General features: G+C 52.7%; 25 protein-coding genes and 1 pseudogene. 17 read left to right on the top strand and 9 right to left on the bottom strand.

The window, feature by feature from the left end:
* Window positions 1–118: 118 nt before the first annotated feature.
* Window positions 119–394: a DUF1435 domain-containing protein gene (locus OGV80_RS01655; RefSeq protein ID WP_043018328.1), complete on the bottom strand. Its 276-nt coding sequence runs from the start codon at window positions 392–394 to the stop codon at window positions 119–121.
* A 216-nt stretch (window positions 395–610) separates the two neighbouring features.
* Between OGV80_RS01655 and OGV80_RS01650 the strand changes: the two genes are divergently transcribed.
* Together OGV80_RS01650 and fhuF are read left to right on the top strand one after the other, a co-directional pair.
* A complete protein-coding gene (locus OGV80_RS01650) occupies window positions 611–1,687 on the top strand; it encodes a GGDEF domain-containing protein (protein ID WP_043018327.1) in 1,077 nt (358 codons plus the stop codon).
* Window positions 1,688–1,795: 108 nt separating this feature from the next.
* Window positions 1,796–2,584, top strand: coding sequence for a siderophore-iron reductase FhuF (gene fhuF / locus OGV80_RS01645; RefSeq protein WP_043018326.1), 789 nt, complete (start codon window positions 1,796–1,798; stop codon window positions 2,582–2,584).
* Between the two features lie 29 nt (window positions 2,585–2,613).
* Here the strand turns inward: fhuF and OGV80_RS01640 are convergent, their stop codons facing one another.
* Window positions 2,614–3,957: a PTS sugar transporter subunit IIC gene (locus OGV80_RS01640; RefSeq protein WP_043018325.1), complete on the bottom strand. Its 1,344-nt coding sequence runs from the start codon at window positions 3,955–3,957 to the stop codon at window positions 2,614–2,616.
* On the bottom strand, window positions 3,947–4,087 hold the full coding sequence (locus OGV80_RS01635; RefSeq protein WP_170928017.1) for a hypothetical protein: 141 nt from the start codon (window positions 4,085–4,087) through the stop codon (window positions 3,947–3,949). Before OGV80_RS01635 ends, OGV80_RS01640 begins: the two co-directional genes overlap by 11 nt.
* A gap of 235 nt (window positions 4,088–4,322) precedes the next feature.
* Between OGV80_RS01635 and OGV80_RS01630 the strand changes: the two genes are divergently transcribed.
* On the top strand, window positions 4,323–4,781 hold the full coding sequence (locus OGV80_RS01630; protein ID WP_043018324.1) for a YbaK/EbsC family protein: 459 nt from the start codon (window positions 4,323–4,325) through the stop codon (window positions 4,779–4,781).
* 57 nt (window positions 4,782–4,838) lie between these two features.
* Here OGV80_RS01630 and bglJ read toward each other — a convergent pair whose 3' ends face one another.
* Both bglJ and OGV80_RS01620 read right to left on the bottom strand, forming a co-directional pair.
* Window positions 4,839–5,516, bottom strand: coding sequence for a DNA-binding transcriptional activator BglJ (gene bglJ, locus OGV80_RS01625; RefSeq protein ID WP_051642787.1), 678 nt, complete (start codon window positions 5,514–5,516; stop codon window positions 4,839–4,841).
* Complete coding sequence (locus OGV80_RS01620) at window positions 5,477–6,202, bottom strand: helix-turn-helix transcriptional regulator (protein ID WP_043018322.1); 726 nt, start codon at window positions 6,200–6,202, stop codon at window positions 5,477–5,479. The genes bglJ and OGV80_RS01620 overlap by 40 nt, the downstream gene beginning before the upstream one ends.
* Before the next feature lie 451 nt (window positions 6,203–6,653).
* Between OGV80_RS01620 and OGV80_RS01615 the strand changes: the two genes are divergently transcribed.
* From OGV80_RS01615 to opgB, 6 genes are all read left to right on the top strand, one after another.
* A complete protein-coding gene (locus OGV80_RS01615; protein ID WP_043018522.1) occupies window positions 6,654–7,430 on the top strand; it encodes a threonine/serine exporter family protein in 777 nt (258 codons plus the stop codon).
* The gene (locus tag OGV80_RS01610) at window positions 7,421–7,894 is read left to right on the top strand and encodes a threonine/serine exporter (RefSeq protein ID WP_047406380.1); all 474 of its coding nucleotides are present in this window, start codon (window positions 7,421–7,423) and stop codon (window positions 7,892–7,894) included. Before OGV80_RS01615 ends, OGV80_RS01610 begins: the two co-directional genes overlap by 10 nt.
* Before the next feature lie 123 nt (window positions 7,895–8,017).
* On the top strand, window positions 8,018–8,557 hold the full coding sequence (gene dnaT / locus OGV80_RS01605) for a primosomal protein DnaT (protein WP_043018320.1): 540 nt from the start codon (window positions 8,018–8,020) through the stop codon (window positions 8,555–8,557).
* Window positions 8,558–8,559: 2 nt separating this feature from the next.
* Window positions 8,560–9,297, top strand: a complete 738-nt coding sequence (gene dnaC / locus OGV80_RS01600; RefSeq protein WP_043018319.1) for a replicative helicase loader DnaC — start codon at window positions 8,560–8,562, stop codon at window positions 9,295–9,297.
* 70 nt (window positions 9,298–9,367) lie between these two features.
* A complete protein-coding gene (locus OGV80_RS01595; RefSeq protein WP_043018318.1) occupies window positions 9,368–9,859 on the top strand; it encodes a YjjA family protein in 492 nt (163 codons plus the stop codon).
* 231 nt (window positions 9,860–10,090) lie between these two features.
* Window positions 10,091–12,382, top strand: a complete 2,292-nt coding sequence (gene opgB, locus OGV80_RS01590) for a phosphatidylglycerol--membrane-oligosaccharide glycerophosphotransferase (protein ID WP_172862668.1) — start codon at window positions 10,091–10,093, stop codon at window positions 12,380–12,382.
* A gap of 105 nt (window positions 12,383–12,487) precedes the next feature.
* Here the strand turns inward: opgB and OGV80_RS01585 are convergent, their stop codons facing one another.
* Both OGV80_RS01585 and OGV80_RS01580 read right to left on the bottom strand, forming a co-directional pair.
* Window positions 12,488–13,933: a tagaturonate reductase gene (locus OGV80_RS01585; RefSeq protein WP_172862667.1), complete on the bottom strand. Its 1,446-nt coding sequence runs from the start codon at window positions 13,931–13,933 to the stop codon at window positions 12,488–12,490.
* 13 nt (window positions 13,934–13,946) lie between these two features.
* A complete protein-coding gene (locus tag OGV80_RS01580) occupies window positions 13,947–14,969 on the bottom strand; it encodes a zinc-binding alcohol dehydrogenase family protein (RefSeq protein ID WP_032942306.1) in 1,023 nt (340 codons plus the stop codon).
* 137 nt (window positions 14,970–15,106) lie between these two features.
* Here OGV80_RS01580 and OGV80_RS01575 point away from each other — a divergent pair, with 137 nt between their 5' ends.
* The 3 genes from OGV80_RS01575 to OGV80_RS01565 all read left to right on the top strand — a co-directional run bounded on the left by OGV80_RS01575 (window position 15,107) and on the right by OGV80_RS01565 (window position 18,166).
* A complete protein-coding gene (locus OGV80_RS01575) occupies window positions 15,107–16,021 on the top strand; it encodes a GntR family transcriptional regulator (RefSeq protein WP_100193924.1) in 915 nt (304 codons plus the stop codon).
* 215 nt (window positions 16,022–16,236) lie between these two features.
* Window positions 16,237–17,598, top strand: coding sequence for an MFS transporter (locus tag OGV80_RS01570; protein WP_003845612.1), 1,362 nt, complete (start codon window positions 16,237–16,239; stop codon window positions 17,596–17,598).
* 52 nt (window positions 17,599–17,650) lie between these two features.
* Window positions 17,651–18,166: a GNAT family N-acetyltransferase gene (locus tag OGV80_RS01565; protein ID WP_087050972.1), complete on the top strand. Its 516-nt coding sequence runs from the start codon at window positions 17,651–17,653 to the stop codon at window positions 18,164–18,166.
* 39 nt (window positions 18,167–18,205) lie between these two features.
* On the opposite strand, the gene tsr is transcribed toward OGV80_RS01565, so the two are convergent.
* Window positions 18,206–19,867, bottom strand: coding sequence for a methyl-accepting chemotaxis protein (gene tsr, locus OGV80_RS01560; protein WP_286513393.1), 1,662 nt, complete (start codon window positions 19,865–19,867; stop codon window positions 18,206–18,208).
* Between the two features lie 490 nt (window positions 19,868–20,357).
* On the opposite strand from tsr, the gene btsT reads away from it, so the two are divergent.
* From btsT to yjiA, 3 genes are all read left to right on the top strand, one after another.
* The gene (gene btsT, locus OGV80_RS01555; protein WP_075145247.1) at window positions 20,358–22,508 is read left to right on the top strand and encodes a pyruvate/proton symporter BtsT; all 2,151 of its coding nucleotides are present in this window, start codon (window positions 20,358–20,360) and stop codon (window positions 22,506–22,508) included.
* A 114-nt stretch (window positions 22,509–22,622) separates the two neighbouring features.
* Window positions 22,623–22,817, top strand: a complete 195-nt coding sequence (locus OGV80_RS01550) for a YbdD/YjiX family protein (RefSeq protein WP_003830038.1) — start codon at window positions 22,623–22,625, stop codon at window positions 22,815–22,817.
* 12 nt (window positions 22,818–22,829) lie between these two features.
* Complete coding sequence (gene yjiA / locus OGV80_RS01545; RefSeq protein WP_043018312.1) at window positions 22,830–23,786, top strand: GTPase; 957 nt, start codon at window positions 22,830–22,832, stop codon at window positions 23,784–23,786.
* Window positions 23,787–23,994: 208 nt separating this feature from the next.
* Here the strand turns inward: yjiA and OGV80_RS01540 are convergent, their stop codons facing one another.
* Window positions 23,995–24,909: a restriction endonuclease gene (locus tag OGV80_RS01540; protein ID WP_087052216.1), complete on the bottom strand. Its 915-nt coding sequence runs from the start codon at window positions 24,907–24,909 to the stop codon at window positions 23,995–23,997.
* Between the two features lie 198 nt (window positions 24,910–25,107).
* Between OGV80_RS01540 and OGV80_RS24460 the strand changes: the two are divergent.
* A pseudogene (locus OGV80_RS24460) lies at window positions 25,108–25,323 on the top strand (SymE family type I addiction module toxin); the annotation flags it as partial.
* Window positions 25,312–25,470: a SymE family type I addiction module toxin gene (locus OGV80_RS24455; RefSeq protein WP_502873987.1), complete on the top strand. Its 159-nt coding sequence runs from the start codon at window positions 25,312–25,314 to the stop codon at window positions 25,468–25,470. The pseudogene OGV80_RS24460 and the gene OGV80_RS24455, both read left to right, overlap by 12 nt.
* Window positions 25,471–25,500 lie beyond the last annotated feature (30 nt).

Raw genomic sequence — 25,500 nt, 5'->3', positions numbered from 1 at the left:
TGGCGGAATTGGTAGACGCGCTAGCTTCAGGTGTTAGTGTCCTTAGGATGTGGGGGTTCGAGTCCCCCCCCTCGCACCAATTATCTTATTCCCCTCTCGGTTTTCTTCCCTGTTTTGTTCATCCCTGATTCCAGTTCATCATTATCAGAACAATGCCGCCGATCAGCGCCGCGCAAGAAGGCAACAACACAAAGTGCCGTAAACGCTTGTGGTACAACATGAGCGAAGTCAGAAGTAATCCTAATACAATCATCGCCTTCCATACGTAGACCGACAGGTCACTAAATGCCATCCCGGCAATAAGTATTCCCGGCAGCAGAACCCCCCATCCACTGCCCAGCGTACGTTGCAACATGGTATCACCTATGAAATTGATAATGATAACCAATATCATATGATAAATTTTCTCATTTGTCAGCTATGGGGCACTATCAATTATATGAGTTTTACTTAACGATTGATGACATAAATAATTTAAGGTGATAAATTGCTCGCCGGTTAGCTTTTCAACTAAAAACAATAAAAACCTCAGCGAATGTTACCCCGTTCGTTATTTGTTTTATTTACCAACACACCTTCGTACATTGCAGATAACTAACAATATTTACCTATGACAGTACAATCCTGGCGAACTCTGCGTACCAAAAAATACCAACTCTCTTTACGACTGTTTCTGCTGCTCAATGCAATCTCTGCACTGTTTACGCTTTTTTTCCCACTGTTTGCGGTGAAAGCTCTGTCTGTACCGGCACTGCTGATGCTCGTAATGAGTACATTGTTGCTGGCATGGCATGGGAAATATGCGGACAAAAGAATTAATCTCCCTTTTATTTCAATCGTTTTTGGCTTGCTATGGGCGTTACATATTTTCCTGAAATATAACGCGCTAGGTCATAATGATTATTATTTTCTATTGATCGCCCTTCTCAGCGTGCTGTTTATTGGATCTATCGCTTTTGCCAATAATATCATCGCGTTTACGCTTCACTCATTGCCATCCGTCGCCGTCTGTTTATGGCTGAACGGCAGCGAGCATGGTTTGCGAATTTTCTATTTTATGGCGCTGCCCATGGCCGGGATTGCCATCCAGCATGTTATACAAAAGCGCTACGATGGCTTCGCCCAACAGCTGATGTATAAACTGCTGGAAGAACGGGAAACCCTGAACGGACTCAGCATGCTCGACCCGCTGACCGGTTTGTACAATCGCCGGGGGCTGCAACACAGACTTGATACGCTGCTGGCCCTGAGTAATTCGAAGCACTACGTCCTGCTGCTGGATATCGACCATTTCAAAGCCTATAACGATCACTACGGGCATATGATGGGCGACCAGGCACTGATCCGGGTTTCTGCCGCGATTCGTGACTCCGTGCGTTCCCGGGACGTGGTGGCGCGCTTTGGCGGCGAAGAGTTTATGGTTCTGCTGACCGCAGTCGATCCCCAACAGGCCCAGGCAGCCGCCGAGCGCATTCGCCAGAAAGTGTACGACCTTAAAATTCCCCACATGTTTAATGAGAGCGTGGCAACTAACGTAACCGTTAGTATCGGCATTGCGCCTCTTGTTGAGCAGGATATTGAGGCCGCTATTGCCCGAGCGGATAAAGCCCTTTATGAGGCCAAGAACCTTGGGCGCAACAGCACGCTGGTCAGCGATGAACTACGGGTAAACTGCCCTTCTGCCTGAGCTATCTGTGCGGTGTCGCCCGAGATGGCGACAAAGATCTTGCCATCGCTCAACGCCAATTATAGGATTAGCAATCATTATCATTAAGATTAACATCCTTATATCGACATGGCTTATCGTTCCGCACCGATCGTTGAAGATGTCATCTGGCGTAGCCATCTCCCGGCAAAGATCCCCTCGCTGGCTGCTGCCGTACGCGCAACGATAGCCAAAACCCGTGAGCACCTGCTGGACTTCATTCGTCTGGACGAAACACCTGTACCAGGTGCGATGACGCTGCATGAATGGACGCAACCCACGACGTTAAGTTCATTGCTGGCGGTTTATTCAGACCATATTTATCGCAATCAACCCACGCTGACACGCGAAAATAAGCCGCTGATTTCTCTCTGGGCCCAGTGGTATATCGGCCTGATGATGCCTCCGCTCATGGTAGCTCTGCTGACGCAAAAAGAGGCTATCGATGTCTCTCCTGAACACATGCACGTAGAATTCCACGAAACGGGCCGTGCAGCCTGTTTCTGGATCGATGTGCATCAGGATCACCAGGCCACGGCCCTGTCTCCTCAACAACGTATGGAAACGCTGATTCTCACAGCGCTGACGCCGGTTGTGCAGGCGCTGGAAGCGACAGGCGAGATCAACGCGAAGCTTATCTGGAGTAATACGGGATACTTAATTCACTGGTACTTAACGGAAATGAAGCCGTTGTTAGGTGAAGAACTGTTGAACACGTTGCGTCAGACCTGCTTTTTTGAGAAACAACTCTCCTGCGGCCAGGATAACCCCCTGTGGCGTACCGTTGTTCCACGCGAGGGACTACTGGTGCGCAGAACCTGCTGCCAGCGCTATCGCCTGCCCGATGTTCAACAGTGCGGTGACTGCACGCTGAAGTAAGCGAGGAGCCGTAGCCCCCCGCCAACACTTTATGCAACCTGCTGACTTTCCTCTTCTATACGCTGCGCTTCTTCTTTTTCCTGCGCTAATAGCTGCTTTTCGTAAACCTTAAAGAATGGAAAGTAGATAACAGCAGACACCAGCGCCAGCAGAACAACCAGAATGGCCGCACGATAATCCCAGCCTAACGCCCATGCCGCGCCAACCGGCGCCGGGGCCGTCCAGGGAACGACTGAAATCACTCGCCCAATTAAATCCAGTTTCATCGCCGCCCACGCCAGTACCGCATTCACCATCGGGGCCAGCAAGAAAGGGATAAAGAACACAGGGTTCATGACTATCGGCGTACCGAAAATCACCGGTTCGTTAATGTTAAAAATGCTGGGGACCACGCTCAAACGTCCGATCGAGCGTAGATGGGCCGAGCGACTCCGCAGATAGCAAATCACCAACCCCATCGTCGCGCCGGAACCACCAACCACAATGAAGAACGTCCAGAATGCTTCCATAAAGATATGCGGTAAAGGCGCCCCCTGCGCCAGCGCCGACTGGTTCATCCCGAGATTGGTGAGCCAGAACATTTGCAGCATTCCCGACACAATTGCCGCGCCATGAATGCCGGCAAACCACAGCAGATGGCCGATCAGTACTGCCAAAAGTATCGCCGGGAGAGAATCTGCCGCCGACACCAGTGGTTTAAAGATGGCCATGATGGCCTGCGGGATCAGCATGTCAAACTGCGACTGAATCACCAGGCTCAACGGGTACAGCGTCAGCACCACCACCAGCACCGGGATCAGCAGATCGAAGGAGTTTTTGATCATCGGCGGCACTTGATCGGGTAAACGAATGCCGATGTTGTGCGCCTTCAGGAAGCGCATCATTTCAACACAGTAAATGGCCACCAGGATAGCGGTGAAAATCCCCGTACCGCCCAGGCTATCAACCGGCATCGTGCCTTTGGTTTTCGGTGCAGCAATCAGTAAAAAAGCCATGATCGATAGCATCGCGCACATGAATGGATCTAACTGATGTGACTTCACATAGTGCTTGCCCAGGTTATACGCAATAGCCGCACAGATGTAGACCGACATAATCCCCATCGTCATATCAAACGGTGTAAGGATTTGGCCTTCAAACTGTTTCGCCATATCAAGCCACGCGCGGGCAAACCCCCAGGTCGTATCAGGAGAAAAAGGCGGGTAGGCAAAAACCAGCAAAAACGAGCCTACGATCATAAAGGGCATCGCCGAAATAAACCCATCGCGGATGGCCATCACATGACGTTGTGAAGAAATGCGTCCGGCAACAGGACTGACATAGTTTTCAACAAAGCGGAAAATTACATTAAACACAGCATGATTAGTAGACATAGCCGTTCTCCCGTTGTGCAAAACCCTGCAACCGTGCTGGCATTAACACCACCACGTAAAGCCCATTACCACTTTTCGCAACCGTGCCGGGAGGAACGCCAGCGCTACTGCATTTTGAGTTAAGTTTCATAGTTGGCTCTTATTATGTGATACAGAGGAAGTGACAACTTCAGTATTAATCGTCATTTCAGCATTCTGCAACCGGTTACTGTAACCGGTTTCTTTGATTGTGAAGAGGATCGAAAAACTGCCAATGTTGCCATGTTGTTACATTAAAATATTTACAGCGAGCTTGCCCCTATGACAAATTACGCCATGCGGTTTTCTGCTGTACGCAGCTGCCTGTAGGCGATTTGGAGAGAAGAATGAGTTTGCAATCAGTGCGCCAATTTTTAGCGCAACATGCACCAGATATTGAGATCATCGAATTAGATCAGAGTACCGCTACCGTCGATCTGGCAGCAAAAGCCCATAACGTCGAACCCGGTCAGATCGCGAAAACGCTTTCGTTGAAGGTCAAGAACGACATTATTCTGGTCGTCGCCAAAGGTGATGCCCGACTGGATAACAAAAAGCTAAAGAGTACGTTCGGCGCCAAGGCCCGTATGTTGAGTAGCGATGAGGTGGTGAACGCGACGGGTCATCCCGTTGGCGGCGTTTGCCCTTTCGGACTGGAAACGCCGATTGCGGTGTACTGCGACGTCTCGTTAAAGCATTACGCTGAAGTACTTCCCGCCGCAGGCGCCATCCACAGTGCTGTTCGAATCACACCGGAAAGGATGGCTGAGCTGACTTCCGCCACCTGGGTGGATGTGTGTCAGTGAGGCTTCATGCCCCGTGCCAGTAGCAAAACCCGGCACGGGGCGATCTGACATGACCCGTTAAGAAGCCGCCTGCAGGAAAGGCGCCGGTTCACCTGCACGCAGATACAACAGAATATCTGCCGCATCCAGCAGTCCGGCATCTGAGCTCACGCCAAGTTTCGACATCACATTAAATTTATGTGCCCGAATAGTTTTAATATTCCGCTCAAGCTGCACAGCAATCTGCGGCATTGAATAGCCATTCGACATAAAGCGCAGTATTTCGCGTTCTGTCGGGCTGAGCATCCGGCTTTGATTGATATACCAATGGTTTTTCGAACCTTCGGTTCCTCGGCTGGAGCAATTCAGTGCCGTAAATAGCGCGTCCTGAAGTACCGTTAACGAGGAAGATTTACTCACAACACCATCTAGCGGCAAGGGTGACAGAGAGCCAATTAAGCGCGCCTCCGCATCATCATCGGCAATGACCACACGCTTGATGCGCGGAAAATTAATCGCCAGCTCAGTCAGATAGGCGAGTCCAGCTCTGCGATCGGTTCTGATTGCAGAGAGAGAGAAAATAACTGCCGAAAATGGCGTTTTTAACATCGCCTGACTAAAGGCAGGCTGATTAGAAAAAAGATGAAGTTTATATCGGTCATCCGGCATGGTATTAAATAAACTCTTAATACCCACACTACTCATCGCGCACTTTTCTACCAGTGCGACGTTTCTTTTGATGCTTCTGCTTTCCATTCCGTGGTCTCTCCATAAACTGAAGGTAAATTCAGTTCTCGCGATCCTTGAGAACTGTTTATCCATGCGTACATTTCTGCATTGCTGTGTATTGATAAGCGACGCATAGCGCTGTTCTTTTGGGCACTGATTGTTTTATTGCTTTTCTTCAGCAATGTCGCAATCTGATTAATTCCCCAACCTTTTCCCAGCAGTCTCAGCACTTTTCTCTCCGAGAGCGTAAGTACAATTGAGCGGGCGCTATGGTCTGCTAACTCTGGCATCACGGGCGGAGAGAGCAGCGACTTGCTAATTCTCTCAGCACGAGTATTTCCTGCGTGAATAACATTCACTAAACTTTCAATCGGCTCGGCATCAGATAACAGCGAACTGACAGGACACATCAGCAGCTCAATGGCCAGAGGATAAAAAATACGGGAAACGAGAAATACCCAGTGAATATCACGGTATTGAGATAATAAAGAGTAATATTGTTCGCAGACTGAACGTGGATGATTACAGTCTCCGGATAAATCAGCAACCACCAAATCAGCGCACCGCAGCTGCAACAATGTCAGTTCTTCAACGGAACGACAGTAGGTAAGTTCGTAATCAGCGAACTGCCCCTGCATTACACCTTTAAGTCCGGTTTGTACGATTGGTAATTTACTAATAATAATTGCGTTTTTGCGGCGTCCTGGCAACATATCTCCTCCACACTCACCAGTCCGTATTCGCACTTATTAAAAATTCCCTGATAAATTAAAAATATTAATTAACAGAAAACCTCTAAACAATAGACGAGGTGAATTGTTTATCCTTGGCTTTTATTCAAATATAAAGTAATGGCGCTACAATCCCAATAGCGTCAAACTATTGAACCATTATTACAAAATTACGCATAAATACATTCTATGTACAATTAAAAGAACTACAATAGAACATTAGCGTTGCTTACGTATTTGCCATCCTGATAAATAACACTACATTTTCATAAGCGTTGTCTTTATTGATAAGCAGGTAAGGCGTCCAGGCGTGTAAGACCTGCGTCTTTTTTCGACGCAAAGATTGATCTTAGCCAGAGCCAACAGGATCATGCTTCATGATAAAAAGAAGGCATCCTTCATGCAAAGAGATCCTTATCAGTCAGAGCGAGCCATGCAAACAGAGCAGTCGTCACAGCGAACGGTTACACGGTTATGTATTCAATGCGGTCTTTTTTTACTTCAGCATGGGGCAGAAAGCGCGCTGGTTGACGAGCTATCCACCCGCCTCGGGCTGGCGCTTGGCATGGACAGCGTAGAAAGCGCTATCTCTTCTAACGCTATCGTCCTGACCACCATTAAAGATGGGCAGTGCCTGACCTCAACGCGAAAAAATCAGGATCGCGGGATTAACATGCACGTCGTGACGGAGGTGCAGCACATCGTTATTCTCGCGGAACACAAACTGCTGGATATTAAAGGCGTTGAGAAACGCTTTAGCCAGATTAAACCGCTGCGCTATCCAAGATGGCTGGTCGCCTTGATGGTCGGCTTGTCCTGCGCCTGCTTTTGTAAACTCAATAACGGCGGATGGGATGGCGCGGTGATCACCTTTTTCGCCAGCATGGTGGCGATGTATATCCGCCAGATTCTGGCGTCCCGGCATTTGCACCCGCAAATCAACTTTTGCATCACCGCGTTTGTGGCGACCACGATTTCAGGCCTGCTCCTGACGTTGCCGACGTTTAACCACACTCCAACCATCGCCATGGCCGCCAGCGTACTGCTGCTGGTTCCGGGCTTTCCGCTGATCAACTCCGTCGCGGATATGTTTAAGGGACACATTAATACCGGACTCGCCCGCTGGGCGATTGCCAGCCTGCTAACGCTGGCGACCTGCATTGGCGTCGTCATGTCGATGACTTTATGGGGGCTGCGCGGATGGGCGTGATCGATTTCATTTTGGTGCTGATGCAGGACATGATCCTGTCTGCGATCCCGGCGCTCGGCTTTGCCATGGTATTTAACGTACCGCATCGGGCGCTCCCCTGGTGCGCGTTACTCGGCGCGCTTGGGCACGGTTCGCGAACGGTGATGATGAGCACAGGGTTTAATATCGAATGGTCGACCTTTATGGCGTCATTGCTGGTCGGCTGCATTGGGATCCAGTGGTCACGCTGGTATCTGGCGCATCCGAAAGTCTTTACGGTTGCGGCAGTGATCCCTATGTTCCCAGGGATCTCCGCCTACACAGCCATGATCTCGGCGGTAAAGATCGGTCATTTTGGCTACAGCGAAGCGCTGATGATCACCCTGTTGACCAATTTCCTCAAAGCCTCATCAATTGTCGGCGCGCTCTCCATCGGGCTGTCCGTTCCGGGATTATGGCTGTATCGCAAACGCCCGCGCGTGTAGCGGCACGCTTTTTTCGCACCTCGCAGAGAGGGGAATCGCCCCCTCATCTGCTGCTCTCCTTCTTCTCTGTGTTACTATAAAAGCAGTCCCCTTCTCGGTTGTTGTTCAGTATTGAGAAACATTATGCCCAGCAAAATTTTGACGCCGGACGTCACTAGCATTGACGCCTTACTACACGATCACCACGCGGTGCTGGCCAGGTCTGCAGGCGGTGCCGTAGCCGTTTTCGCCAATAACGCGCCAGCGTTTTACGCGGTGACGCCTGCGCGACTGGCCGAGTTGTTGGCGCTTGAAGAGAAGCTGTCACGCCCGGGAAGCGATGTGACGCTGGATGCACAATTTTATGAAGAGCCGCAAGCCGCCCCCGTTGCCATACCAATGGGGAAATTTGCGATGTACGCTGACTGGCAGCCCGATGCCGACTTTCAGCGCCAGGCCGCCCTGTGGGGCGTGGCGTTAAGAGAACCGGTCACCGCTGAAGAACTGGCCTCATTTGTCGCCTACTGGCAGGCCGAAGGCAAAGTTTTTCACCATATTCAGTGGCAGCAAAAACTGGCGCGCAGTATCCAGATTGGCCGGGCCAGCAATGGCGGAATGCCTAAGCGCGATGTGAACAGCGTCAGCGAGCCTGACAACCATATACCACCGGGTTTTAGAGGATAACGATGAAAAACGTTGGCGACCTGATGAAACGTCTGCAAAAAATGATGCCGGCTAATGTCGAGCCTGCCTTTAAAACGGGCGAGGAGCTGCTGGCATGGCAAAAAGAGCAAGGTGAAATTCGTGCCGCAGCCCTGGCCCGCGAAAACCGGGCCATGAAAATGCAGCGCACTTTCAACCGTTCCGGGATCCGTCCGCTGCATCAGAACTGTTCGTTCGATAACTATCGGGTGGAATGCGAGGGCCAGATGAACGCCCTGAGCAAAGCCCGTCAGTACGTTGAAGAGTTTGACGGCAATATCGCCAGCTTTATCTTCTCCGGCAAGCCCGGCACCGGTAAAAACCATCTGGCCGCCGCCATCTGCAACGAACTGCTGCTGCGCGGCAAGTCGGTGCTGATCATTACCGTGGCTGATATTATGTCGGCGATGAAAGAAACCTTCAGTAATCGTGAAACCAGCGAAGAACAGTTACTCAACGATCTGAGTAACGTGGATCTGCTGGTGATCGACGAGATCGGCATGCAAACCGAATCGCGCTACGAAAAAGTGATCATCAATCAGATCGTCGATCGCCGCTCGTCTTCAAAACGACCAACAGGCATGTTAACCAACAGTAATATGGATGAAATGAACAAACTGCTGGGCGAGCGGGTAATGGACCGCATGCGGCTTGGCAACAGCCTGTGGGTAATCTTTAACTGGGAAAGCTACCGTAGTCGGGTAACCGGTAAAGAGTATTAACGTATTAGGACCACTCCTAAGACTGCCAGCGCTATACTGCGCTGAAAAGGCATAACACGAGTTGCATATAATGATGAAAACACCCCAACGTCTGCTGTGCTGTGCGCTTGCCGCCAGCACGCTCATCTCCACCAGCGTTTTTGCTGCCTCCTGGCAGGATTCACTCTCCAGCGCGGCCAGCGAACTGAGCAAACAAAGCTCCGGCTCGCAGGGCAGCTCGTCGCTCTCTTCCCTGACCAGCCTGCTGAATGGCAGCAATCAGTCGCTGACTTCCAGCAGTATGAATAACGCCGCTGGGATCCTGGAATATTGTGCGAAACAGAAGCTGGCCTCGGTCACCGACACGCAAAACGTCAAAAACCAGGTGCTGGATAAACTGGGGCTCAGTGCTCCTGAGCAGAAGCAAGATACCAACTATATGGACGGTATTCAGGGTCTGCTCAACGCCAAAGATGGTCAACAACTGGACCTGAACACGATTGGCAATAGCTCGCTGGCGAAGCAGGTAAAAACCAAGGCCTGCGATCTGGTGTTAAAACAGGGTATGAACTTCATTTCCTGATGCACGACATGCCGCGTATTACCTGCGCGGCATCAATTTTTCACCCCATTACATTCACACGTCAAATAACCAGCAAATCCCCTGCAAAAAACACGCATATCTAAACCAATTCTGAATAACAACGTAATTTAATGTCACTACAATTGCAGCAATATAACATCGCTATTACATTGTGCTTTCCCCTAATGATTAGCCTGCCAGGCATGTGCCCGGTTTATTGAGGATCGACCGTTGTCAGAATTAATCTCCATCACTCTGTTTCTCGCTTCAGTGCTGATTTACGCCTGGAAAGCGGGTCGCAACACCTGGTGGTTTGCCGCCACGTTAACGGTGCTGGGGATTTTTATTGTCTTGAATATCACGCTGTACGCCAGTGACTATTTCACCGGCGATGGGATCAATGACGCGGTACTCTACACGCTGACCAACAGCCTTACCGGCGCGGGGATCGGAAAATATATTTTGCCGGGGGTCGGCATCGCGCTGGCGCTGACGACGGTTTTTGTCGCTCTCGGCTGGATCCTACGCCGCCGTCGCCATCATCCGCATCATGTGGGTTACAGTCTGCTGGCCCTGCTGCTGGCGCTGGCCTCCGTTGACGCCAGCCCGGCGTTTCACCAGATAACCGAACTGGTGAAGTCGCAGTCGCGCGATGGCGATCCGGATTTCCCAACGTATTATAAAGAGCCATCGAAAACCATTCCCAACCCCAAGCTGAACCTGGTTTATATCTACGGCGAAAGCCTCGAACGCACCTATTTTAACAATGACGCGTTCCCGGATCTGACCCCAGAACTCGGCGCGTTGAAAAATGAAGGTCTGGATTTCAGCAACACCATGCAGCTTCCGGGCACCGATTACACCATCGCTGGCATGGTCGCCTCCCAGTGCGGTATTCCGCTGTTTGCGCCATTTGAAGGCAACGCCTCGGCGTCGGTCTCAAGCTTTTTCCCCAACAATATCTGTCTGGGCGATATCCTGAAAAACTCCGGCTATCAGAACTACTTTGTGCAGGGGGCCAACCTGCGCTTTGCCGGCAAAGACGTGTTCCTGAAATCTCACGGCTTTGACCATCTGTATGGCGCAGAAGAGTTAAAAAGCGTGGTGGCGGACCCGGCCTATCGCAACGACTGGGGCTTCTACGACGATACCGTACTGGACGAAGCGTGGAAAAAATTCGAAGAGCTTTCGCGCTCGGGCCAGCGTTTTTCACTGTTTACGCTGACTGTGGATACCCATCATCCGGATGGATTTATCTCACGTAGCTGCAACCGTAAACGTTATGACATCGACGGGAAGGCCAACCAGTCGTTCAGCGCGGTCAGTTGCAGTCAGGAAAATATTGCCGAATTTATCAATAAAATCAAAGCATCGCCATGGTTTAAAGATACCGTAATCGTGGTTTCTTCCGATCATCTGGCGATGAACAACACCGCATGGAAGTATCTGAACAAGCAGGATCGCAACAACCTGTTCTTCGTGCTGCGCGGCGACCAGCCGCAGCAGGACACGCTGGCGGTGAAGCGTAACACGATGGATAACGGCGCAACGGTACTGGATATTCTCGGCGGCGATAACTTTATCGGCCTTGGCCGCAGCAGTTTGTCGAGCGAATCCGTGTCGGAAGTGTTCCTGAACATCAAAGAAAAAATGCTGGCGTGGAAGCCCGATATTATCCGTCTGTGGAATTTCCCGAAAGAGATGAAAGAGTTCACCGTCGACCAGGACAAAAACATGATCTCTTTCTCCGGTAGCCACTTCCGCCTGCCGCTGCTGCTGCGCGTGTCGGACAAACGCGTCGAGCCGCTGCCGGAAAGCGAATACTCGGCCCCGCTGCGCTTCCAGTTGGCGGATTTCGCCCCACGCGATAACTTCGTCTGGGTCGATCGCTGCTACAAAATGGCGCAGCTATGGGCGCCGGAGCTGGCGCTCTCTACCGACTGGTGCGTATCGCAGGGTCAGTTAGGTGGGCAACAAATCGTGCAGCACGTTGACAAAGCCAAATGGAAAAGCAAAACCGTCTTTAAAGACACGGTGATCGACATGGAGCGCTACAAAGGTAACGTCGATACGCTGAAAATTGTCGATAACGACATTCGCTACAAAGCCGATAGCTTCGTCTTCAACGTGGCGGGCGCACCTGAAGAGGTCAAACAGTTTAGCGGCATATCACGCCCCGAATCCTGGGGACGCTGGTCCAATGCGCAGCTCAGTGAAGAAGTGACCATCGAATACAAGGCCCCACTGCCGAAGAAATTCGATCTGGTCATCACCGCGAAAGCCTTCGGTGACAACGCCAATCGTCCGATCCCCGTGCGCGTTGGCAACGAGGAACAGACGCTGGTGTTAGGCCATGACGTCAGCACCACCACCTTGCATTTTGATAACCCGGCGGATGCCAATACGCTGGTAATTGTCCCACCCGATCCGGTCGCCACCAACGAGGGCAATATTCTCGGCCACTCGCCGCGTAAGCTGGGGATCGGGATGGTTGAAATCAAAGTAGTAGCTCAGGGTTCGTAACATGATAGGCCTGATAGCGCTTCGCTTATCAGGCCTATCGTTAATCCCATTTATTGCCTGAAAAAAAACAGCGCCCAACACCACACCGGGCGCTGCATGGCAACCTTATTCCAGACCGTTCACCGCCTGGCGCATACCCTGCACCAGAATCATCTCGAGGTTAGCCGTCACCTGTCCGGCAAGCCCTGGCAGCAACGTTAAATCTTCACCCCAGTGCGCCGTATCGCCGAGCACGGCATCCACCAGTTCACGCAGCGTTAAATCATTGCCTACTCGCGGCCACAGGCTGGCATACAGGCTTACCCACTGTTCATCATCCTGTATCGGATAGCGTTCCCCGTCGCGCTCTGCACGATAAAACGCCAGCAGCGCAGCGAGGGCAAACGTTAACCGCACGGGCCAGCGCCCATTTCGCTGACCCGCCAGCAGCTGCGGCAAAATTCGGGTACGGAATTTAGTCATGCCGTTTAGCGCAATGGAAAGCAACTGGTGACGAATGTAAGGGTTCTGAAAACGCCCGCTTACCGCGTCGGCAAATTCTCGCAGTTCATCCGCCGGAAGATCCAATACCGGTATAATTTCCTCGCCAATCGCCCGCTCGACAAAGCGGTGCACATCGGCATCCTGCATCGCCTCACCGACGGTCTCCAGTCCGCACAGCCACGCCACCGGCACCAGCGCCGTATGCGCGCCATTGAGAATGGCGACCTTGCGCTCTTTGTACGGTTTGATATCGCTCACCACCCGGATGTTCAGCGGACACTGCACCAGCTTCAGCTCCTCTGCCAGCCACTGCGGCCCCTGGATCACAAACAGGTAAAAATGCTCCGCGGTATCGAGAAACGCATCGTGATAGCCAAGCGTCGCTTCCAACGCGGCGGCTTCTTCACGCGGGTAGCCGGTGACAATGCGGTCGACCAGCGTCGAACAGAAGGTGTTCGCCGTTTCCACCCAGTCGGCAAATGACGGAGGAAGCTGCCACTCCTGCGCATATCGCAGCACCAGGGTTTTGAGCGCCTCACCGTTATAGTCGATCAGCTCGCACGGGATAATTACCCACCCCTTATCCACCGCCCCTGCAAAGTGATTAAAACGTTCCAGCAGCAGTCGCGTCAGTTTGGCCGGAAAACTCACCGGCGGGGCATCATCCACGCAGTCTGCCGCGTGATAGCTAATTCCGGCTTCAGTGGTATTCGAAAACACAAATCGGATGTCCGCATTGTGCGCCAGCGCCAGATACGCCGCGAAATCCTGGTACGGATTGATTTCGTTATTCACCGAACGGATAAGCCGCGCTTCGCTCACCGCTTCGCCCTGCTCGTTAAGCCCGCGTATCAGCGTGGTATACAGCCCGTCCTGGGTATTCAGCGACGGCGGAAAATCAGTATTGATCGGGCGAACGATGGTCACGCCAGCATTCAGAGTGGTGTGCTCGTTGAGGATATCCAGTTGCCAGTCGATAAACGCCCGCAGGAAGTTTCCTTCACCAAACTGGATCACGCGCGTTGGGTAGCTGGCCCCCGGAAAATCACGTCGATTCAATGTGTTCATCGCAATTACCCTCTCAGAACGTGATCACGCCTTTAATCAGCTCACGGTTGTTAATAACATCCCGCTCGTAGATTTCTGCCAGTGTGGCAAACGCGTAACGGTGCGTGAGCATCATGTCGGCGGTCAGTTTGCCTTCCGACATCAGACGGCCCACTTTGGCGAAATCTTCCGGCGTGGCGTTGCGACTGCCCATCATGGTGGTCTCTTTCTTGTGGAACTCGGGGTCAGAGAACTGCAAATCACCTTTGAACAGCCCAACAAAAACGATGCTGCCGCCATGGCGAATCAAATTCACCGTGTTGTTCATCGCATGCTGGTTTCCCGTGGCATCAATGACCTTTTGCGCCAGCGAACCGCCAAACTGAGCGCGCAGCTGCGCATCAAAATCTTCAGCGGATGGGTCGATAACCGGGAGTCCCAACCGGGAAGACACGTGCTCCCGACGCGCGGGACTGGTATCGGCGACCACCACCTGTGCGCCATCGGCTTTGGCAATCGCCGCTGCGCCCAGACCAATCGGACCAGCACCGACCACCAGCACCTGCTCACCTGGCGCCACCGCCGCCCGACGTACCGCATGCGCGCTGATGGCGTAAGGCTCAATCAGCGCCGCCGCCTGCGGGTCAATCCCCTGCGCGTCCAGTAAGTTGGTCACCGGAACGGACAGATATTCACTGAAACCACCATCCTGATGTACGCCAATCACCGAAATCTTCTCGCAGCAGTTGGTACGTCCGCTCAGGCATGCCGGACACTGCTGGCAGGCCACGTAAGGAATAACCGCCACCTGCTGACCATTTTTTAGATTCTGTATATTTTTTCCCAGCCCGACAATTTCCCCACATATTTCATGACCTAATACACGTGGGTAGCTGAAAAAAGGCTGATTGCCGCCCCAGGCATGAATATCGGTACCACAAATTCCTACCGATTTAATTTTTATTAATGCTTCACCCTCACCCGGAATAGGTATTTCGCGTTCTTTCCAGACTAATTTTTTAGGTTCCTGGCAAATCAACGTATTCATCGTAGACATGATTCTGCTCTCCTGTTTTTTTGTTGCCTCAGATATCAACGAAAATAAAAAAGCCGGAGAAAGCAGAAACACAATCTGTGAATTCCAACGCATAAAAATGTTTTAAATCGGGTTTTAATAGGCAAAAAGGAGAAACCATGAGCCGTTCGCAGAACTTACGTCACAATGTGATTAACCAGATTATCGATGATATGGCGCGTGGTCATATCCCTTCCCCTCTCCCGTCGCAAAGCGCATTGGCGGAGATGTACAACATCAGCCGCACCACAGTGCGCCATATGCTGAGCCACTTAGACGAGTGCGGCGTGCTGACCCAGGTCGGCAGCCACTATGTCATCGTGCGTAAACCCGACCATGACGACGGTTTTGCCTGCACCACCGCCTCCATGACCGAGCAAAACCGGATTTTTGAGCAGGCGTTTTTCACCATGATCAACCAGCGCCAGCTGCGTGCAGGCGAGAGCTTCTCCGAACTGCAGCTTGCCAGAGCCGCGGGCGTCAGTCCGGTAGTCGTACGGGAATATCTTTTAAAATTCGAACGTTACAACCTGATCAAAAACGAAAAACGCGGTCAGTGGAGCATGAAGCAGTTCGATCAGGCCTATGCGGAGCAGCTGTTTGAACTCAGAGAAATGTTGGAAACCCATTCCCTGCAGCATTTTCTCAATCTGCCGGATGATGACCCACGCTGGCTGCAGGCTAAAACGCTGCTGGAACGCCACCGGATCCTGCGCGACAGCATCGGCAGCAGCTTTCGTATGTTCTCGCAGTTAGACCGTGAGTTTCATGCCTTGCTGCTCTCTGCTGCCGATAATATATTTTTCAATCAATCACTTGAAATCATCTCCGTGATTTTCCACTTCCACTATCAGTGGGATGAGAGCGACCTCAAACAACGCAACATCATTGCCATCGATGAACATATGACCATCCTCAGCGCGCTGATCTGTCGCAGCGACCTGGATGCCACCCTGGCGCTCTGTAACCATTTGAATTCAGCCAAACAATCGATGATTCGCTCCATCAACCAGAGTCATAGCGCCGCCCATTAAGTACCGATAAAAAACAGCAAACCATTACCGGGAGCACGATTTTATAAAAATAAAAACGCCTGAAAAATACCTCTTGCCTATGCTCACGCTAAGTCGACTGCATTAAAAACTTTTGTGAGCGGTGATGAGCGAATTGATTCATCACTGGTATTTTTTTCAATACTGCACAGCCCCGGCTGTGTGAAAAATAAATTATTGAGGTTCAGGAGTCCGGCGTGGAAAAAAATAATATTACCCTCGACCCGAGTTCTTCGTTTGGCACGTCGTCATCTGCGGATATTAATGTTCCGCCTGAGGGCATGGTGCAACGCAGTAGCCGAATAAAACGTATTCAGACCACAGCAATGATTTTATTATTTTTTGCTGCGGTGATTAATTACCTAGACCGCAGTTCATTATCGGTCGCCAACTTAACAATTCGGGAAGAACTGGGGCTGAGCGCCACGCAAATCGGCGTCCTGCTGTCGGTCTTCTCTCTCGCTTACGGTATTGCGCAACTGCCCTGCGGCCCGCTGCTGGATCGCAAGGGGCCGCGCATTATGCTGGGACTGGGGATGTTCTTCTGGTCGCTGTTTCAGGCGATGTCCGGCATGGTGCACAGCTTCACACAGTTTGTGCTGGTGCGTATCGGGATGGGGATTGGCGAAGCGCCGATGAACCCGTGCGGCGTAAAGGTGATCAACGACTGGTTTAACATCAAAGAGCGCGGTCGCCCGATGGGGTTGTTTAACGCCGCCTCGACCATCGGGGTTGCCATTAGCCCGCCGATTCTGGCCGCCATGATGCTGGTAATGGGCTGGCGCTGGATGTTTATTACTATCGGCGTGCTGGGTATTTTTCTCGCCATCGGCTGGTACATGCTGTATCGCAACCGCGAGCAAATTGAGTTGAGCGCCACGGAACAAGCGTACCTGAACGCCGGCAGCGTCAATGCCCGCCGCGATCCGTTAAGCTTTGCCGAATGGCGCAGCCTGTTTCGCAACCGTACTATGTGGGGCATGATGCTGGGCTTTAGCGGCATCAACTATACCGCATGGCTATACCTGGCCTGGCTGCCGGGCTACCTGCAGACCTCCTATAACCTGGATTTAAAAAGCACCGGCTTAATGGCGGCGATCCCGTTCCTGTTTGGCGCAGCCGGCATGCTGATTAACGGTTTTGTCACCGACTGGCTGGTGAAAGGCGGTATGGCGCCGATTAAGAGCCGAAAAATTTGTATTATCGCCGGGATGTTCTGCTCTGCGGCCTTCACCTTCGTCGTGCCGCAGGCAACAACGTCGATGGCCGCCGTGTTACTGATCGGTATGGCGCTGTTCTGTATCCACTTCGCCGGCACCTCGTGCTGGGGCCTGATCCACGTCGCCGTCGCCTCACGCATGACCGCTTCCGTGGGCAGTATCCAGAACTTTGCCAGTTTTATCTGCGCGTCGTTTGCGCCGATCGTCACCGGATTTATTGTTGATACCACCAACTCTTTCCGTCTGGCGCTGATCATCTGCGGCTGCGTCACCATGGTGGGCGCCCTCGCCTACATCTTCCTGGTTCGCCAACCCATCAGCGATCCGCGTAAAGATTAATCCTTCAGATGCCCGATAACACCGCGCTTATCGGGCATGTTATGCTCCTCGTATGAACATCACCTTGCGCGCGACTACTCTGGCAGACACTGCCGCTCTTCCCGCCATCGAACGATCTGCGGGGCAACGTTTTTTACTCATCCCCGAACTGGCGTGGATTGCTGACGACCAGATTATATCGGCTGCTCAGCATCGGGCATTTGCCGCCGCAGGCATGAGCTGGCTGGCGCTGGTCGATGCGCGTCCGGTCGGTTTTTTGGTTGCCGAAGCGCTGGGGTCATCGCTGTTTATTGCTGAACTTTCACTGCATCTGGAGTGGCAGGGAAAAGGAATTGGCCGCAGATTGCTTGACTATGTTGCCAAACAGGCGCGTGAGAAAGGTTATACGTCGCTCACGCTGACCACCTTCCGCGGTGTGCCGTGGAATGCGCCATTGTACGCGCGACTGGGATTTGAAATGCTGGCTGACGAGACGCTTTCGCCGGAATTGCGCGAAAAAAGAGCTGAAGAAGCGGCGCACGGGCAGACGTACGAACTACGCTGCGCCATGCGCCTGATGTTGCGTTGATTGCCCGGTGGCGGCTACGCCTTATCCGGCATCACAGGTTTAGAACGTTTCCCAGTTATCCCCGGCATCCGTTACCGCAGCTTTACGCGGCTGGGCCGTTGAAACCGGTTTTGCGGCGGCAACGTCACGCGCGCGCTGTTGGTCATGCTGAATACGGAACACGGCAACGGCCTGAGTCAGACGGCTGGCCTGCTCTTCAAGCGCCGCAGCGGCGGCGGCGGATTCTTCCACCAACGAGGCATTCTGCTGCGTCACGCGATCCATCTCAGCGACAGCCAGACCGACCTGGTCGATACCGCGGCTCTGTTCATCAGAAGCAGAGGCGATTTCACCCATGATATCGGTCACGCGGGTTACCGCATTGACGATCTCATCCATGGTTTCACCGGCGCTTTCAACCAGCGTTGAACCCACATCCACACGGCTGACCGAGTCTTCAATCAGGCTCTTAATCTCGCGCGCGGCCTGCGCACTACGCTGGGCCAGGTTACGAACTTCACCCGCAACCACCGCAAATCCACGGCCCTGCTCGCCCGCCCGCGCGGCTTCTACCGCGGCGTTGAGTGCCAGAATATTAGTCTGGAAGGCAATGCCGTCGATAACGCTGATAATGTCGGCAATTTTCTGCGAACTGGAAGCGATGTCGCGCATGGTTTGCACAACATTATCCACCACTTTGCCGCCTTTCTGCGCGGTTTCAGAAGCGCTCAGCGCCAGATGGCTGGCCTGACGCGCGTTTTCGGCGTTCTGCTTCACGGTCGCCGTCAGTTGTTCCATGCTGGCCGCAGTTTCTTCCAGAGATGCGGCCTGCTGTTCGGTACGCGAGGAGAGATCGTTATTCCCCATCGCAATCTCGCTGGCCCCGCTGTAAATCGCGTTGGCACCGTTACGTACGTCACCCACGGTATTCATCAGCTCACCCTGCATGTGACGCAGGCTTTCCGCCAGTTGTCCAATCTCGTTGGAACCTTCCACCTCAATACGTTTCACCAAATCGCCGCTGGCGATATGACGAATGCTGTCGATCAGACGGTTCATTGGGGAGATAAGGGTCAGTTTGATACCAAACCACACCGCAATAATCGCCGCCAGTACGGTAATCAGCACGCAGATCAGCACCCACATCGCCTGGCTGTAAGAACTGTTGTTATCTTCCACCGCAATGTCATACAGGCGATCGTTCTGCTGCATGTAACTCATATACTGCTTCTCAAAGCCATCCTGATAGCTCTGCGTCGGTTGATCAAAGAACGCGTTGATCTTCCCGTTACCCAATAACTGGATCAGCTCCGCCAGCGCGCCGTGGTAGATGTCATAGGTGCGATTGATCTCCTGGAACGCGGCTTCGCTTTGGCGCGGATCGCGCGGGAGCGACTCGTAAATCGCCCAGTTTTTTTCCGTCAGCTTCAGCGCCGTGCTGGCTACCTGCATCAGTTCGGCAACGGTCGCGCCGCTGCCGATATTGCTCTGATCCATCATGTAGCGAATGCCCGCCCGGTTCAGGGTATTACGCGTTTGCAGCAGCTCAACCCAGGTGGCGTTCAGCGCAGACTGTTGCTGGCGAATGGTTTGCAGAACGGTAAAGTTCTCTTTGTCATTCTTAAGTGAGTTAAAAAACAAGCCGCCCGAGGCGAGCTGTAAAAGGCCAAACAGCGCCAATACCAGCAGTAAGCTGGTAACAATCTTCATTCGTTTTAACATGTTTTCTCTTTCCGCTAGACAGATGTCAGAATTTTCGGCCTGGAAAGGGAAAACTTTATGAAATTCGTGCTAGTTGAATCGATCTCAGCATCGACGATTCGTCGATGCCCACCGCCAGCCAAAGATCTAAATAGGTTTATTAGTGATCTCAATCACATAAATTTCCCCGCTCATCCCCACTACTTACCGCTCACTGACATTTGGGACCGCTTAAGCTGACATACAACCGCTCACTTATTTACCTTACTTTACGCGCGTAATTCTCTGGCAAGATCCCCCCAACATAGCAGTCAAATAACCTCCTCAAACACAAGATCAAACCCACGCGGCTTCGGCCAATTATTAATAGGTACCCTAGATAATTCGAGTTGTAAGAAGGCGGCAAATGAGGGAATCCTCAGGAGCTTACAAAAGTAAGTGACTGGGGTGAGCGAATGAAGCCAACGCACATACAACTTGAAGTATGACGGGTAAAAAACCAGGTTTTACTATGGATACGAAAAAGTTATTCAAGCACATACCCTGGGTGATTCTTGGAATCATCGGTGCATTCTGCCTCTCGGTAGTGGCATTACGTCGGGGTGAACACATCAGCGCCCTGTGGATCGTGGTCGCCTCAGTTTCTGTTTATCTGGTGGCCTATCGTTACTACAGCCTTTATATCGCCCAAAAGGTGATGAAACTTGACCCGACGCGTGCCACGCCGGCGGTCATCAACAATGACGGTCTGAACTACGTTCCAACCAACCGTAACGTATTGTTTGGTCACCACTTTGCCGCTATCGCAGGTGCGGGTCCGCTGGTTGGGCCGGTACTGGCCGCGCAGATGGGCTACCTGCCCGGTACGCTGTGGCTGCTGGCAGGCGTCGTGCTGGCCGGTGCGGTGCAGGACTTCATGGTACTGTTTATCTCTTCCCGCCGTAACGGCGCATCTCTGGGTGAGATGATCAAAGAAGAGATGGGCCCGATCCCAGGAACCATTGCGCTGTTCGGCTGCTTCTTAATCATGATCATCATCCTCGCGGTACTGGCGCTGATCGTGGTAAAAGCGCTGGCGGAAAGCCCGTGGGGTGTGTTCACCGTCTGCTCAACCGTACCTATCGCACTGTTCATGGGGATCTACATGCGATTCCTGCGTCCGGGGCGTGTGGGTGAAGTGTCGGTGATTGGTATTGTGCTGCTGGTAGCCTCAATCTACTTCGGCGGCGTGATTGCGCACGACCCGTACTGGGGCCCGGCGCTGACCTTTAAAGACACCACCATTACCTTTACCCTGATCGGTTACGCGTTTATCTCTGCGCTGCTACCGGTATGGCTGATCCTCGCCCCGCGCGACTATCTGGCGACCTTCCTGAAAATCGGCGTTATCGTCGGTCTGGCGGTGGGGATTGTTATCCTCAACCCGGAACTGAAAATGCCGGCGATGACGCAGTACGTTGATGGTACTGGCCCGCTGTGGAAAGGCGCTCTGTTCCCGTTCCTGTTCATCACCATCGCCTGTGGTGCGGTATCTGGCTTCCACGCGCTGATTGCTTCCGGTACCACGCCGAAGCTGCTGGCCTGTGAAACCGATGCGCGCTTTATCGGTTATGGTGCGATGCTGATGGAATCCTTCGTGGCGATTATGGCGCTGGTTGCTGCGTCTATCATCGAACCGGGTCTGTACTTCGCGATGAACACCCCGCCTGCGGGCCTTGGCATCACCATGCCGAACCTGCATGAAATGAGCGGCGAAAACGCACCGCTGATTATGGCGCAGCTGAAAGATGTTACCGCACATGCGGCAGCGACCGTCAGCTCCTGGGGCTTCGTGATTTCGCCTGAGCAGATCCTGCAGACCGCGAAAGACATCGGTGAACCGTCCGTTCTGAACCGCGCAGGTGGCGCACCGACGCTGGCCGTGGGTATCGCTCACGTGTTCCACAAAGTGCTGCCGATGGCTGATATGGGCTTCTGGTATCACTTCGGTATTCTGTTTGAAGCGCTGTTCATCCTGACCGCACTGGATGCCGGTACCCGTTCTGGCCGCTTTATGCTGCAGGATTTACTGGGTAACTTCGTGCCGTTCCTGAAGAAAACCGATTCTCTGGTTGCGGGCATCATCGGTACTGCGGGCTGCGTCGGCCTGTGGGGTTATCTGCTGTATCAAGGCGTTGTTGACCCGCTGGGCGGCGTTAAGAGCCTGTGGCCGCTGTTCGGCATCTCTAACCAGATGCTGGCTGCCGTGGCGCTGGTTCTCGGCACCGTGGTGCTGGTTAAAATGCAGCGCACCAAATACATCTGGGTTACCGTGGTTCCGGCAGTATGGCTGCTTATCTGCACCACCTGGGCGCTGGGTCTGAAACTGTTCAGCACCAACCCGCAGATGGAAGGCTTCTTCTTCATGGCGAGTCAGTACAAAGAGAAGATTGCTAACGGCGGCGAACTGACCGCACAGCAGATTGCCAACATGAACCACATCGTCATCAACAACTACACCAACGCAGGTCTGAGTATTCTGTTCCTGGTGGTGGTGTACAGCATCATTTTCTACGGGTTCCGTACCTGGCAGAAAGCCCGCGCCATCAACGGTCGCTCTGATAAAGAGACACCGTATGTACCGGTGCCGGAAGGCGGCGTGAAGACCTCTTCACACCACTAACCTGAAGCCGGGTGGCGAGCGCTTACCCGGCCAGGATCACTTAGTGCCGCAGTTAACGTAGGCCGGATCAGGCGCAAGCCGCCATCCGGCTTTATTCATTAACAGGACGATAGAATGTTTGGTACTTTAGGTCAGGCAAAAAAGTATCTCGGTCAGGCGGCGAAGATGCTGATTGGTATTCCGGACTACGACAACTACGTCGAGCACATGAAGACCAACCATCCCGATAAGCCGTACATGACCTACGAAGAATTCTTCCGCGAGCGCCAGGAAGCCCGCTACGGTAGCGGCGGAAGCAGTTGCTGTTAGAAGGAGAAGTGAATGACCCCGATTGCAGTTACCCTACTCACCGGTTTTCTTGGCGCGGGTAAAACCACCCTGCTGCGCCATATTCTCAACGAGCAGCACGGTTACAAGATTGCCGTTATCGAAAACGAATTCGGCGAAGTCTCGGTGGACGATCAGCTGATTGGCGATCGCGCCACGCAGATCAAAACCCTGACCAACGGCTGCATTTGCTGTACCCGTTCCAGTGAGCTGGAAGACGCACTGTTAGATCTGCTCGACAACCTCGACAAAGGCACCATCAATTTCGACCGTCTGGTGATCGAGTGCACCGGCATGGCCGACCCCGGCCCGATTATTCAGACCTTTTTCTCCCATGAAGTGATTTGCGAACGCTACCTGCTGGACGGCGTAATTGCGCTGGTTGACGCGGTACATGCTGATGAACAGATGAACCAGTTCACCATCGCCCAGTCGCAGGTCGGCTATGCTGACCGCATCCTGCTGACCAAAACCGACGTCGCAGGTGTTAGCGAGAAACTGCGTGAGCGCCTGGCGCGCATCAATGCCCGCGCCCCGGTGTATACCGTCACGCATGGCGACATCGACCTCTCTCTGCTGTTCGACACCAACGGTTTTATGCTGGAAGAGAACGTGGTCAGCGCCAAACCGCGCTTCCACTTTATTGCCGACAAGCAAAACGATATCTCCTCGATCGTCGTCGAGCTGGATTACCCGGTCAACATCAGCGACGTGTCGCGAGTGATGGAAAACCTGCTGCTGGAATCCGCCGAGAAGCTACTGCGCTACAAAGGCATGCTGTGGATTGAAGGCGAGCCGAACCGCCTGTTATTCCAGGGCGTCCAGCGCCTGTACAGCGCCGACTGGGACCGCCCGTGGGGCGACGAACAACCGCACAGCCTGCTGGTGTTTATCGGCATTAACCTGCCGGAAGACGAGATCAGAGCCGCGTTTGCGGGATTGAAGAAGTAATCCCCTGCTGAATTGCCCGGTGGCGCTACGCTTACCGGGCCTGGAAATGGCACTTTCCCGTAGGCCGGATCAGGCGCAGCCGCCATCCGGCATGGGTTTAGCGCTGATACGCAGCCACAAAAGTCACTTGATTTCTGGGCCAGAAGAAACACGGATGCCCACAACGTGCTCCATCACCATTACCCGCAATCAGGTTCCAGTGTTACCACTACTCAAAGTAATCCATATCTAGCTTTGGCAACTTGAGTAAACGTGAGGATACGCCAATATCATTATCAATCATCAGATGTACCAGCCTGTCTCCATCCACCAGCACCAGACCTTCAACTTTTTTAGCATAGTCTCTGGCATGCGCCGTAAAGCCAGAGGTGGTAATAAAGACACCACGTTTCACTTTTTGCTCAGGCAATGCACCATAAAAGCCCCTGACTTCAGCGCTCCCAACAGCACCTTTCCAGCGTTTGGCCTGAACGTAGACTTTTTCCAGCCCGAGCTTATCGAGAGAGATAATACCGTCAATGCCGCCATCGCCGGTTCCCCCTACGCGCTGCAAATCACCGCGATGACCGCCATATCCCAGACGGTGCAGCACATCTAACACAATCACTTCAAAACGCGCGGGCGAAACCTGAAGCAGATTCTCCAGCAGTTCTTCGGCAACAGATTCACGAATCTCATTGAGCGCTTGCTCCAGGCGATCGTCCGGGCTGCTTCGGGCAAGCTCACCCTCCTCAATCGATTCTGGCTGTGGATCTAACGCCACCGCATCCGCCTGCTTACTGAGCTTCACACCGTTATAATCAAAAGCAAAATGACTCACTTCTTGCTCGGTCATCGACTGCGGATGCGAGGCAACCCAGCTCATTCCCGCGGGTGTTAAACACCATTTCCCCCGGGATAGACTCTGCGATAACCCGGCACGTTTGAGGCGATCGTGCGCCCAGCCGGTGCGGTTCTGGTACGTCAATTGCCCACTGGTAATCGTCTCAGCACGCTGCTGCTCATCTAGCCCAAGCATTTTGGCTGCGGCTTCACGCACCTCTCTGACCAAAGCGCCCTCGGGTCGAGTTGCCAGGAAACGCAACACTGGTTCAATAAATTTGTCATATGTTGGAACAGCCATAAATCCATCCCTGTATTGATACAAATCAGATAACCTTCTCAGGAACTATATTCCTCAATAACACATTAAGAAAGAATCGGTTACTCTCTTATCGTTCATTGATTGAACGGAACATGAAGGCTACCATGAAGCCTGATAGCTCCCATTACGATTTGGGGTAATAGATTCATCCCCCGCTCAGGATCTGGATAGAAAACAATGGAAAAATCTAACTTCGTTTTTCTGAAAGGCGTTAACGACTTCATTTATGCCATTGCCTGCGCGGCGGAAAATAACTACCCCGACGACCCCAACACCACCCTCATTAAAATGCGCATGTTTGGCGAAGCCACCGCCAAACATCTCGGCCAGTGGCTGGAAGCCGCCGGTTTTACCACCGGCTGCAAATTCGATGTCAGAGTGATGCCCGGCTGCATTCTGCTGACGACAAAGCTGCCGGAGCCGGAAGAACCGGCGTTATTACAGTCGCTGCGTCGGGTGTGCAAGCTGTCCGCGCGTAAGCAACAGCAGGTGCAGGAGTTTATCAACGTGATTTCAGCGAAGTCGCGCAAGCAGGGATAACTTCTAAGATGCCAGACGGCGCTTAGGAGT

It is taken from the genome of Citrobacter sp. Ce119, assembly GCF_030334525.1.
GTDB lineage: Bacteria > Pseudomonadota > Gammaproteobacteria > Enterobacterales > Enterobacteriaceae > Citrobacter > Citrobacter europaeus.
This window is presented reverse-complemented; position numbering and strand designations above follow the sequence as displayed.